The 12,554-nt window shown below is 57.4% G+C and carries 10 protein-coding genes and 1 tRNA gene; 8 read left to right on the top strand and 3 right to left on the bottom strand.

What is annotated here, in order from left to right; all coding sequences use genetic code 11:
- The 6 genes from trhA to M6F29_RS04135 form a co-directional block, all read left to right on the top strand.
- A partial coding sequence (gene trhA, locus M6F29_RS04160) for a PAQR family membrane homeostasis protein TrhA (protein ID WP_298157657.1) occupies positions 1–450 on the top strand: 450 nt, incomplete at its 5' end.
- A 74-nt stretch (positions 451–524) separates the two neighbouring features.
- Positions 525–893 carry a hypothetical protein gene (locus M6F29_RS04155; RefSeq protein ID WP_298157656.1) on the top strand — a complete coding sequence of 123 codons (369 nt, stop codon included), beginning with the start codon at positions 525–527 and terminating at the stop codon, positions 891–893.
- Positions 894–1,051: 158 nt separating this feature from the next.
- A complete protein-coding gene (locus M6F29_RS04150; RefSeq protein ID WP_298157655.1) occupies positions 1,052–1,576 on the top strand; it encodes a Crp/Fnr family transcriptional regulator in 525 nt (174 codons plus the stop codon).
- A gap of 181 nt (positions 1,577–1,757) precedes the next feature.
- Entirely contained in the window at positions 1,758–4,019 is a 2,262-nt protein-coding gene (locus M6F29_RS04145; protein ID WP_298157654.1) for a heavy metal translocating P-type ATPase, read from the top strand.
- Between the two features lie 119 nt (positions 4,020–4,138).
- On the top strand, positions 4,139–5,509 hold the full coding sequence (locus M6F29_RS04140; RefSeq protein WP_298157653.1) for a glycoside hydrolase family 1 protein: 1,371 nt from the start codon (positions 4,139–4,141) through the stop codon (positions 5,507–5,509).
- A gap of 35 nt (positions 5,510–5,544) precedes the next feature.
- On the top strand, positions 5,545–6,720 hold the full coding sequence (locus M6F29_RS04135; RefSeq protein ID WP_298157652.1) for a sugar MFS transporter: 1,176 nt from the start codon (positions 5,545–5,547) through the stop codon (positions 6,718–6,720).
- Positions 6,721–6,793: 73 nt separating this feature from the next.
- Here the strand turns inward: M6F29_RS04135 and M6F29_RS04130 are convergent, their stop codons facing one another.
- Positions 6,794–7,345: a YbhB/YbcL family Raf kinase inhibitor-like protein gene (locus M6F29_RS04130; RefSeq protein ID WP_298157651.1), complete on the bottom strand. Its 552-nt coding sequence runs from the start codon at positions 7,343–7,345 to the stop codon at positions 6,794–6,796.
- Positions 7,346–7,559: 214 nt separating this feature from the next.
- A tRNA-Ala gene (locus M6F29_RS04125) sits at positions 7,560–7,635 on the bottom strand.
- Between the two features lie 392 nt (positions 7,636–8,027).
- Here M6F29_RS04125 and M6F29_RS04120 point away from each other — a divergent pair.
- Positions 8,028–8,324 (top strand): H-NS histone family protein, encoded by a 297-nt coding sequence (locus M6F29_RS04120; protein ID WP_298157650.1) that lies wholly within the window; start codon positions 8,028–8,030, stop codon positions 8,322–8,324.
- A gap of 47 nt (positions 8,325–8,371) precedes the next feature.
- On the opposite strand, the gene M6F29_RS04115 is transcribed toward M6F29_RS04120, so the two are convergent.
- Entirely contained in the window at positions 8,372–9,682 is a 1,311-nt protein-coding gene (locus M6F29_RS04115; protein ID WP_298157649.1) for a replication-associated recombination protein A, read from the bottom strand.
- A gap of 217 nt (positions 9,683–9,899) precedes the next feature.
- On the opposite strand from M6F29_RS04115, the gene mutS reads away from it, so the two are divergent.
- Positions 9,900–12,506, top strand: a complete 2,607-nt coding sequence (gene mutS / locus M6F29_RS04110) for a DNA mismatch repair protein MutS (protein WP_298157648.1) — start codon at positions 9,900–9,902, stop codon at positions 12,504–12,506.
- The last annotated feature ends 48 nt before the right edge of the window (positions 12,507–12,554 follow it).

Genomic DNA, 12,554 nt, shown 5'->3' with positions numbered 1-12,554 from the left:
TCCGTGCTCTATCACAGCGTGCAAGGGCGTGCCAAGAACTTCCTGCGCAAGTTGGATCACCACAGCATCTATTGGCTGATTGCCGGAACATACACTCCGTTCTGTCTGGTGACGCTGCGCGGACCCTGGGGTTGGTCGCTGTTCGGCGTGGTGTGGGGGCTCGCAGTATTCGGCGGCTTGCAGGAACTGAGGCCGAGCGAGGCACGAACGCTGTCCCTGTGGATCTACGTTTTGATGGGCTGGCTGATCCTGATCGCTCTGGTTCCGCTGGAGCGGGCACTGGGACCGGCCGGTTTCGCCTGGGTCGTTGCCGGCGGACTGTTCTATACGATCGGCATCATCTTCTATGTGCTCGACACACGCCTCAGTTATGCGCATGGGATCTGGCACTTGTTTGTGATGGCTGGCAGCGCCGCTCATTACGTTGCCATCCTGCATTATGTTCTGTGAGTGGGGTGGGTCAAAATCAATGGCCAAAAGTGGGTCAAATCTGTTGACCATCGATCATCGATTAAGGAGTCTATATGAGCAAAACTGAAGTCAAATGGCTGGACGAGCCGGAGAAGCATGACTACCCGGCGGCCGAGTCCTATCTGAGTCTGATCTACGATGTGCAAACCGTGGCAAAACTTATCGAGCAATTGAAGCAGGCTCCCATGACCGAATTCAAGGCAAAGGACATTTTCAGGGCCTCCGGCTTGTCCTTGCTGGGGATCAGCAATTCCCGTGTGGAAAGAGACCGCAAAAAGATTCTGGCCGAACAATCCCTTTCTCCGTTGTTGCTTGTACGGGATACGGTCAACGGCAAGGTTGTGATTGCCGATGGTTATCATCGCATGTGCGCGGTCTACGGGTTTGAGGAAGATTCCATGATTCCGTGCAAGATTTGCTGAAAGATCGGGGCGATGGGAACGGCCAGATGACTGTGTGTATGCGCGCGCCCGGCGCTGGATATTCATCGTAAAACCTTGGTACAATTTCCCCTGTACGATGGCGGGGCAGACACGTGTCGCGCCCCTGGATCTGGTTCCCTACTCTGAGGATGAGGTTTATGACCAGCAAATCTGTTTTGCCCCATGGTGAGGATCTTGATCCGGCAACTCAAGTCAGGTTGTCCCAGTTCATGGACCATCAATATCTCTGCTCTTCCCTGACGGTGAGTGAGGTTCGCACCCTGCTGGAGTATCTGACCTACCTGGAATTTAATAAAGGCGACATCCTGTCCGAGATCGGTTCGGTGGGAGATGCCTTGTATTTTGTGGTTCAGGGGCAGATCGCCCTGGCTTTCGTGGAACAGAACCAGGAAAATGAAATCGCCTCTGCGGGACCGGGCGAAATGTTGGGAGAGATGTCTTTTTTTGACAAAATGCCCCGTTCGGTTCGGTTGGTGGCCAAAGAGCCTGACACCCAGGTGCTTAAATTATCCAGAACCATGTACAAGCGTCTGAAATCAGAGCATCCCTTCATTGCCATCAACATTGTGGAACATGCCATTGTGAGCCTGGATCGGTTGTTTCGGGCGGTCAGTACCAATTACTCGCACTTTTCCCATTATCTCTACCGCACGGGCAAGTAATTTCTTTCGGGCCTCTGATCGGACAGGTCGGAATGCCGGGAGCACTCCTGGAGTGGTTTCGTTCCCAATTCTTCTGGAAAGGTCTGCCCGCCCGAACGCGACGTAACCCATTGAACCCTTTTATCTTTTGTTTTGAAACCGCGCCTGGTTTCGGTGATTTTGAACCGTTGGCGGAGTCACCATGGAAAAATTGCAAACCACCACGCTGAAAATCAAGGGCATGAGTTGTGCTTCCTGCGTCAGTCGCGTGGAAAAGGTTCTGGGTGGACTTGCGGGAGTCGTGGCGGTGGATGTGAATCTGGCCACGGAACGGGCACAGGTTCACCATGCGCCGAACGGCGTTCGACTGGAAGATTTGACGGCGGCCGTGGCCAGGGCCGGTTACGAGGCCTGTGCGCTGGAAGAACAGGAAGAGGTGGACGATAGCATCGAACGGGATGCTGCGTTACGGGTTCAGAGGCGCGAGGTGATGGTGGCCTCCGTGTTGGGGTTGTTCGTCCTGATCCTTTCCATGGGACCGGCCTTCGTTCCGGTGCTGGCACGCTGGCTCGAGGGGGTTAGTCCTTTTCATGAATTCTGGGCATGGGTGCAGGCGGTATTGACGACCCTCGTCCTGTTTGGGCCGGGACGACGATTCTTCGGTCCGGGATGGAAGGCCTACCGTCACCTCTCTCCGGACATGAACTCGCTGGTCGCCACAGGAACCGGCGTGGCCTGGGTCTACAGCCTGTGGGTGCTGGTGTTTCCCGCCTGGTTTCCCGTGGCTTCCCGCCATCTTTATTTCGACTCGTCTGCCGTGGTGGTGGCTGCCGTGTTGTGGGGAAAATATCTGGAATCCCTGGCCAAGGGACAGACCTCTCTGGCTCTGCGCAAACTCATCGGCCTGCAATCCAAGACCGCTTGTCTGGTGGACGATCAGGGCCAGGAACGCGCTGTCCCCACCGTCCAACTGAAGGTGGGAGACCGTCTCGTCATCCGTCCGGGAGAGAGAATCGCGGTGGATGGGCGGGTGAAGGAAGGCCGTGCCTATGTGGACGAATCGATGCTGACCGGGGAGCCTTTGCCAAAGATCAAGGGGGAGGGAGATCAGGTGATCGGGGGGACGGTGGATCTGGATGGGCGACTGATCGTCGAGGCGACTTCCGTGGGAAGGGATACCGTGTTGGCGCAGATCGTGAAGTTGGTGGAAAGTGCGCAAACCGGGAAGTTGCCCATCCAGGGGTTGGCGGACCGGGTGGTACGCATATTTACGCCGTTGGTTCTCCTGACGGCGCTGCTTTCCTTTGCGGTCTGGATGGTGGTGAGGGACGATCTCAATTTGGCGTTGGTTTCCGCGGTAGCGGTATTGGTGGTGGCCTGTCCCTGTGCCATGGGTCTGGCCACCCCGGCTGCCATCATGGTGGGCACCGGGCGTGCTGCCGAACTGGGGGTCTTGTTTCGCAAGGGTGAGGCCCTGGAGGCTCTTTCGCGTATCGACAGGATTCTCTTTGATAAAACCGGGACTCTGACGGAGGGGCGACCGGTCCTGGTCGGGGTGCATGGCGCGCAGCCTGATGAAGCCTTGCGACTGGCCGCCGCATTGGAGTCTGCCAGCGAACATCCCCTGAGCCGATCCATCGTGGATGTTGCCCGGCAACGTGGCATGAATCAACCGGTTGTCGAAGGGTTTCGTGCGGTACCGGGTTTTGGGGTCGAGGGGCAGGTGGACGGTTCCAGGGTATGTGTGGGTGCTCGGCGGTTTCTTGAGCAGGAGGGCATCCCTGTGGACGAGAATGCCGTGAACGAAGCCACGCGGCTGGAAAATGAGGGCTGTACAGTGGTATTTGTGGCGATCGGTTTGCGATTGTTGGGTTTTCTCGCCCTTTCGGACCCGATCAAGGCGGGGGCTCAAGAGGTCGTCCAGGCATTGAAAGCGCGGGGCTTGAAGGTGGTCATGGTGACCGGCGATGCCCATCGGACGGCAGCGGCCATCGCAGGACAACTGCAGCTTCCGGAATTCCATGCGGAAATGTTGCCCCAGGATAAGGCCCGTGTCGTTATCGACTTGCAAAACCAGGGGCATCGGGTGGCGTTTGTGGGCGACGGGATCAATGACGCGCCAGCGCTGGCCCATGCCTCGGTGGGCATTGCACTGGCCTCAGGCACCGATATTGCCATGGAAGCGGCAGCGGTGACCCTGACCCGGGGAAATTTGCGCGCAGTGGTGACCGCCTTCGATGCAGCGCGACAGACGCTCGATAATATCCGGGGCAATCTGTTTTGGGCATTTTTTTATAACATTCTGCTCATCCCCATTGCGGCGGGTGTGGCCGTGCCCTTTGGCGTACATCTGAATCCGATGCTGGCTGGAGTCGCGATGGGGTTGTCTTCCGTATTTGTTCTGGGGAACAGTTTGAGGCTCAAACGGATCTCCGCCTTTGATGAGGCAGTCGTCCGGAAATAATTTTCGGCCTCCCTGTAAAAAAAAACGTGTTTCTGTTCGATGAGGTCAAACCGGTGGTTCTTCGGTATCATCTGAACTTTCTGTTATCGGAAAAACCTTACCGTTGTCGAGGGAGATAAGTGGAAGACACTGAATTGAAGGAATGGCAAAGGAAACGGCGTCAGATGCTGGGAATGGGCGGTGCGGCTCTGGCCGGTTCCCTGTGGCCGAAGGTCAGTTTGGCCGAGTTGGGGGAAGCGTTTCCCCTCGGGTTTCTGTGGGGCGCGGCGACGGCGGGACATCAGGTGGAAGGCAGCAATATCAACAGCGACTCGTGGTTGCTGGAAAATATGCAGCCAACCCTGTTTGACGAGCCATCGGGGGATGCCTGCGATCATTACAACCGTTTTGATCAGGATATTTCCATGTTGTCCGATCTGGGGCTCAACACTTTCCGTTTTTCCATCGAATGGTCACGGATCGAGCCTGAAGCCGGACAATTTTCACGGGGGCAGATCGATCACTATCGCCGTGTTCTGGAATCATGTCAGCGTTACGGGGTGCGTTCCATGGTGACGTTCAACCATTTCACCACCCCGCGCTGGTTTGCCGGGTTGGGGGGATGGGAAAACCCGGAATCGAGTTGGCTCTTTGCGCGGTACTGTGATTGGGTGACGCGGCATCTGGGCGAGTGGATGAATTATGCAACCACGTTGAATGAGCCCAATCTGACGCAGTTGCTGTTTTGTATTCCGGGGTATGAACTGACCAAACTGGGTACGATCAAGGACCAGGAAATTATTCGAAAAGCCGGAACCCGGGTGGGCACGGGCCGCTTTTCTTCGTGGATCTTCGGGGACCTGGAGCAGGTTCATCAGGGGTTGCTCCAGGCTCATCAGGCAGGGTACGAAGCCATCAAGGCGGTACGTCCCGAATTGCCGGTCGGGGTTTCCATTGCCATGGAAGATGACCAGCCCGTGGGGCCGGGAGCAACGGCGATGCTGGAGCGCAAGCGCCGTCTTTCTTACCTGCCCTGGTTTGAAATGGTGCAAAGGCATGGTGATTTTCTGGGGGTACAGGCCTATTCCCGGGCACGGATCGGCGCGCGCGGCCGGTTGCCGCCACAGACTGGTTATCCGCTCACCGATATGGGGTATGAATTCTATCCTGAAGCCCTGGAGGGCGTCATCCGGTATACCCATGGGCATGTAAAAATCCCGCTGTACGTGACGGAAAATGGCGTGGCCACCATGGATGATACGCGGCGGGTCGACTATATCCGTCAGGCGGTTTCGGGGGTGGCCCGTTGCCTGGCCGCAGGGATCGATGTGCGGAGTTACATTCACTGGTCCCTGCTGGACAACTTTGAATGGCTGGACGGCTACCGCCCGCATTTTGGATTGGTGGCAGTGGACCACAGAACTTTTCAACGGCACATCAAGCCCAGTGCGACTTATCTGGGCGAGATTGCCCGGCAGAACCGGGTCCTGGTGGTACCCCGCTCCGCGTGAAATCCGCTGCGCATCACAAGGATCCGTCGCATTGGATGAAGGCAGCGGTTGCCGTTTTCTTTTGCTGGGGGATGAGTACCGTACTGATCGATTCTCTGGTGCCCAAACTCAAGGTTCTGTTTTCCCTGGGGTACGCGGAGGTATTGCTGACCCAGTTCAGTTTCTTCATCGGTTATCTGGTGTTCTCGATTCCTGCGGGGCAGATCCTGGCGCAGTTGGGTTATGCGCGCAGCATTGCCCTGGGACTGGCGACTGCGGTCCTGGGATGCCTGCTCTTCATTCCGGCAACGGCGTTTCGTGAATTCCCGTGGTTTTTGGGTGCGCTTTTCGTCTTGTCGGCGGGGATTACCCTGCTTCAGGTCAGCGTCAATCCCCTGGTCATGGAGTTGGGGGACTCTGGTCTCGCCCACAGTCGCCTGACGTTGGCTCAAGCCTTCAATTCCCTTGGCACGACCTTGGGGCCCCTGATCGGCGCGGCAGTGATTCTGCGGCATGCAACTTTCGAGGACATGAACCCGATGCGCTGGCCTTTCCTGGCGATTGCCGTCATTTTTGGCGCGTTGTCCCTGTTGTTCTGGAAGGGGCAGCATTCGTCGGACCTCCCGGTTCTGCAGGAATCCCCGCGTGGGGTGGATTGGCAACTCTTTAAAAAGTTTCGATTTTCCTTTGGTTGGAGCGCCCTGTTTGTTTATGTGGGCGCCGAAGTGACTCTGGGAAGTTTGATGACCAGTTATTTGATACAACCCCAGGTGCTGGGTATCAGTGCTCCCGTAGCGGGGAGTCTGGTCAGCCTTTACTGGGGGGGGGCCATGGTAGGGCGTTTCATGGGTTCCTGGGTGCTCTCCCGTTTGCAGGCACACCGGGTCCTGGGCAGTTGCGCCCTGGGCGCAGCGACTCTGGTGCTGGTCTCCTCCTCAAGTCAGGGGCATCTCGCAGCGGTGGCCCTGATTGCCGTAGGGCTGTGTAATTCGATCATGTTTCCCGTCATTTTTTCGTTGACCCTGGAAAATCTGGGCGGCGATACGCCCCAGGGGTCCGGGCTGTTGTGTATGGCCATCGTGGGCGGGGCACTGGTTCCTTTGCTGACGGGAGCCCTGGCCGATGAATGGGGGTTGGCCCACGCTTTCGGGGTTCCAGTACTTTGCTACTTCATCATTGCCACTTTTGCCTTTTCGCAGAAGAGATTGGTCCGGTGTGAGCATCGTCCATGAACTGCTCCCGCCGACCCTTGGGCGGAAACGAGGATGGCAGTCCTGTCGCTCGGTGAGAAGGAAGCGTCGATAACTACCGACCGTACCGCACATTGAGTACTGCCTTTCCGATCGAGTCCTGATGAAGGTAGAAACCCACCATTGCGGCTGGCGCATTTTCATCCAGTGGCAGTTTGTCCGTTTTCAGCGCGTATACGGTGAATTGATAGCGGTGCGGCTTGTCGCCTGTCGGCGGGCATGGGCCGCCATATCCGGATTTGGCGAAATCGGTTCGACTTTGGATGCTGCCCGGTGGGGCAAGATTTGTCTGCGGGTTTCCCGCGTCCTTGGCCAGCGTCGTTGCGCTGGCGGGGATGTTGAAGATGACCCAGTGCCACCAGCCGCTACCCGTCGGGGCGTCCGGGTCATAGACAGTCACGGCAAAACTCTTGGTCCCTGCGGGGGCACCCTTCCATTGAAGTTCGGGCGAGACATTACTGCCTTGGCATCCAAATCCATTGAATACCTGTTCGTTGGCAATGCGCCCGCCTTCCTTCACTTGAGGGCTTGTCAAGGTAAAGCCGTCCGCCATGACGGTTTCAGCCATCAAGAGGTTGGCCAGCACAAACAAAAAAACTTTCCGCATTGTGGTCTCCATTGCATGATTTATTCGCCTCGTCCGGACCGTGTCCCACGGGGCCATGGTAGACCTTTCCGGATGAATGGGCAATAAAACCCGGCCTTGAACGGGTTATGGGGATGCTTCTGAGTGTGAACACCGGATTTGATGGTCTGATTTTCAGGCTGAATGATGGGCGGCTGAAAAAAGTGGCTGTGAAGGCCCATGTTTATTGATGTGATGGTGGAGGTAAGCGGGATCGAACCGCTGACCTCTTGCATGCCATGCAAGCGCTCTCCCAGCTGAGCTATACCCCCAAAAGAATCCGTGCATCATACAGGGTTCAAGGGACTCATGCAAGGGATGTGGGGGTGAGGAAAGGATTCTCCGGGGATTGCCGGAAGATTGTTGGGGGGTAAGTGCGTGTCATTCAGCGCCAGAGAGTCCTTCTCTGCGGGAGGATTGATGGCTTCTCGGGGGGGTAATAAAAGTGTTTCTGGCTTGTTGGGTGGTGAATTGATTCGGCAAAAGCGAGGGGTGTGATTTATTGAAAATAATTATTGGTTTTTTGACTTTGCATTTTGTTTCAATTTTGTTTTATGATTTGGTATACTGACCGGCAATCCAGTGATTGCAATCTGTTGTCGGTAATTCGGATTAGGCACTTTAACACGTGCCTTAAGTTTCACTTAATAAAAGGAATGTGATGATGGCAACTTATGAAGAATTGATGGCTCAGGCAGAGGAATTGAAACAGAAGGCAGAGGCCGTGCGTCAACAGGAAAAGTTGGGCATGATTGCAGAGATTCGCGAGAAAGTGGCGCGTTACGGTATCACGGCCAAGGAGTTGGGGCTGGTGGGGACACGCGCCGTGGCCCGCTCCGCTGGATCCGGTGTTCGCTATCGGGGTCCTAATGGGGAAATCTGGAATGGCAAGGGACGTCGCCCCGATTGGCTTAAACAGGCTACCAGCGCGGGACGAAACAAGTCTGATTTTGCGATCTGATTGCCTCGTCCATTTCCTGAAAAAAATCCGCAGGGCAGGGCAGGTGCTTACGTTGTCTTGTCCCTGGATTGATCGTCCAGATTCTTCAGGAAATCCATTTTTTCGGCAATCTTGACTTCCAGCCCGCGGGGTACGGGACGGTACCACCGGGGAGGTTTCATGTCTGAAGGCAGGTAGGTTTCTCCTGCGGCGTAGGCATGGGGTTCGTCATGGGCATAGCGATAAGTTTTTCCATGTCCCATTTCTTTCATCAAACGGGTTGGCGCATTGCGTAGATGCATGGGAACTTCACGGCTCCTGTCCTGCTTTACGAAGGCGCAAGCCTGGTTGTAGGCCATGTAGCCGGCATTGCTCTTGGCCGCAACGGCAAGGTAGATGACTGCCTGGCCGAGTGCCAGTTCCCCTTCCGGGCTACCCAGTCGTTCTAGGGTCAGCGCAGCATCATTGGCAATCTGCATGGCCCTTGGATCCGCCAGACCGATGTCTTCCCATGCCATCCGGACGATTCGCCGTGCCAGGTAACGGGGATCGGCTCCCCCATCCAGCATCCTGCACAGCCAGTAGAGCGCGGCATCGGGATTGGAGCCGCGCACCGACTTGTGCAGGGCGGAAATCTGGTCATAGAAGTTGTCCCCCCCCTTGTCAAATCTTCTGCTGTTCAGGGTGAGCGCATTCTGGATGAAATCGGCATCGATCATGGTCACGCCCGCCGTGCCTGCAGCCGTATTGCACTGTTCCAGCAGGTTCAAAAACCTTCGGGCATCCCCGTCGGCATAGCCAATGAGGGTGTCAACGGCCAAGTCGTCGAACTGGAGCTGACCCAGTGCCTTTTCCTGTGCCCGCCGCAGCAATTGTCTCAGTTCGTCTTCCGTCAGGGGCTTCAGGACATAGACCTGAGCGCGGGACAGAAGGGCTGAGTTCACTTCAAACGACGGGTTTTCGGTCGTCGCGCCAATGAAGGTGACCAGACCGCTTTCGGCATAGGGCAGCAGGGCATCCTGCTGGTTCTTGTTAAACCTGTGAATTTCATCCACAAACAGGAGGGTGTGTTTGCAACGGGCCAGATTCTCCTGCGCCTGCTCCATTGCTGCCCTGATGTCTTTCACCCCGGAGAACACGGCGGACAGGGCGATGAATTCACAGTCAAAGGCGCGTGCAGTCAGCCGGGCCAGGGTTGTCTTGCCCACACCTGGTGGCCCCCACAGAATCATGGAATGGGGTTTTCCTGATTGAAAAGCCAATTTCAACGGCTTGCCTTCACCCAGAAGGTGGGACTGCCCAATGACTTCATCCAGTTCCTTGGGACGGAGGGCTTCAGCCAGGGGGGCAACGGGCTGTTGTGGAAATAAATCAGCCATGATTTTTCCCTGCCGACTCGCGGGATTGCGCCATAAACCCTTCGGGCGTTTGTGGGCGGGGTAATCCGGCCAATGGAGGTATGGGGTTCTGGGACATGACGGGGCTTCCGTGTCAGCGGAAAACTGTAGGGGGTCCGGGAATCGGATGGAGCATGGATTATAATCCATTCCATTCAGGGTGGACGCCCTCCGATTTTCGCTACAGGTTCCCTCGCTCATGGATCATTCAGCCCATACCCCGGTGATGCGCCAATATTTGGCTCTGAAGGCCCAACATCCGGATCGCCTGGTTTTTTACCGGATGGGAGACTTTTACGAACTGTTCTATGAGGATGCGGAAAAAGCCGCACGCTTGCTGGATATTTCCCTGACCAGTCGCGGGATGTCCGCAGGTCGGCCGGTTCCCATGGCGGGAATCCCGTACCATGCGGCCGAAGGCTACCTGGCGCGTCTGGTTGAATTGGGGGAATCGGTGGCGATTTGCGAGCAGGTGGGCGATCCGGCCACCAGCAAGGGTCTGGTGGCGCGTCAGGTGATGCGCGTGGTGACGCCGGGAACCGTGACCGAGGCTGCTCTTCTGCCGGATCATCGAGATGCCCCGCTGGTGGCGCTGATACAACGGTCCGGGCAGGTGGGTGTGGCAGTTCTGACCTTGAGCAGTGGGCGCTTCCGGGTGCTGGAGGTTCCGCTGCCAGGTTTGATGTCCGAATTGGAGCGCATTCAGGCCCGGGAAATACTCTGTCAAAGTGGAGAAGAGCCGGCGACCCGGGGAGGCTGGGTGGTTCATGCCCTCCCTGCCTGGCATTTCGACGAAAATCGGGCCCTGCGCGATTTGACGCAGCATTTCGGCGTGCATGACCTGGTGGGGTTCGGTCCGGTGAGTCCGCTGATGTTGCAGGCTGCCGGGGCCCTCTTTCACTATGTACAGCAGGCCCAGGGGGCGCACTTGCCCCACATCGATCGCCTGGAAGTCCAGCAGACCAGGGATTGGGTATATCTGGATGAAATCACGCGACGCAATCTGGAAATCACGGAAACCTTGCGCGGCAGCGGGGCTCCTACCCTGTGTTCATTACTGGATACCTGTCGCAATTCCATGGGGCGACGTTTGCTTCGCCACTGGTTGCACCATCCCCTGCGTGATTTGAGCGTGATTCGGGCCCGCCAGGAAGGTGTTCGGTGCCTCATTGGTCGAGGAGATGCGCACCAGGCCCTGCAACTGCAAAGTTTTCTCAAGACCACGGGCGATGTGGAGCGGGGGGTGGGAAGGATTGCCCTGGGGAGCGCGCGCCCCAGGGATCTGGTGGCGTTGCGCGAAACCTTGCAGGGGTTGCCCGATCTCTGGACGACAATCCAGGATCTGACGGACTCGGCGCGTCTGCGGGAATTGCATGATGTGTTGCGCCATTTCCCTGGCGAAGTGTTGGACCTGCTGCAGCGTTCCATTGCTTCTGATCCGGCCCCTTTGATCCGGGAGGGCGGGGTCATCGCGCAGGGCTTTGATGCCGAACTGGATGAATTGCGCAGCATTCAGAACGACTGCGGCGCTTTCCTGCAGGCTCTGGAGCAACAGGAGAGAGCGCGGACGGGCATTCCCACCTTGAAGGTGGAGTACAACCGGGTACATGGGTTCTATATCGAGGTGACCCACGTACATCGGGAGCGCATTCCCGATAACTACCAGCGCCGCCAGACCCTCAAGAATGCCGAGCGTTATCTCACGCCCGAACTCAAGGCGTTTGAAGAGCGGGCACTGGCTGCGGGAGAGCGTGCTTTGGCCCGGGAGAAATGGCTGTATCAACACGTTCTGGAAACATTGAAGCAGTTTCTCGGGGAACTCAAAATGCTGGCCTCGGCCATCGCCGAACTGGATGTGTTGGCCTGTTTCGCAGAACGGGCTGTGGCGCTGAATCTGGTGGCTCCCGAGTTCTGCGCGGAGTTCCGCATGGAGATCGAGGCGGGGCGGCATCTGGTGGTGGAACAGCAGGTGGAACGGTTCGTGCCCAACGATACCCGTTTGCACGAGGGGCGTCGTCTGCTTCTGATCACGGGCCCCAACATGGGGGGCAAGTCCACCTACATGCGGCAGACTGCCCTGATTGCCCTGCTGGCGCATACCGGAAGTTTCGTGCCGGCGCGACGCGCGCTTCTCGGTCCCCTGGATCAGATTTTCACCCGGATCGGGGCGGGTGACGATCTGGCTTCGGGGCGATCCACTTTTCTGGTGGAAATGTCGGAAGCCGCCTACATTCTGCACCATGCGACTCCTGCCAGCCTGGTTCTGGTGGATGAGATCGGGCGGGGAACGTCCACCTTTGACGGACTGGCACTGGCACACGCCATTGCCCGCCATCTGTTGGAGAAGAATCGTTGCGCCTGCCTGTTTGCGACGCATTACTTCGAGTTGACCCATCTGGAACGGGAGGTGGCGGGGGTGGCCAACGTGCATCTGGATGCAGTGGAACACCATGACCGTATCGTATTCCTGCACGCGCTGGAAGAAGGTGCGGCCAGTCGCAGTTACGGCCTCCAGGTGGCGGCTTTGGCAGGCATTCCCCGACCGGTGCTGCGCTGGGCGCGGGAATTATTGACGCGCCTGGAACAGCAACCGGGGCTACGCCCGGCTCAGGACGACCTGTTTCAACAGGAATGGAAGCCACTGCCGGAAGTCGAGCGGGAGGAAAATCTTCAGAAACCGGAACCTCATCCGGCAATCGTGCGTCTTGCCGCTTTGGAACCTGATCGGTTGACCCCCCGTGAAGCGTTGGAAACCCTGTACGCCCTGGTGGCGCAGGTTCAATCGAACCCGGCGCCGGGGGGCTGAAGACGCGCCGGTTTTCTGCCTGTCGGGCAGATCAGGTAGAATGCATCC

The sequence above is a fragment of the Ferrovum sp. genome (assembly GCF_027317285.1).
Classification (GTDB): domain Bacteria; phylum Pseudomonadota; class Gammaproteobacteria; order Burkholderiales; family Ferrovaceae; genus Ferrovum.
This window is presented reverse-complemented; position numbering and strand designations above follow the sequence as displayed.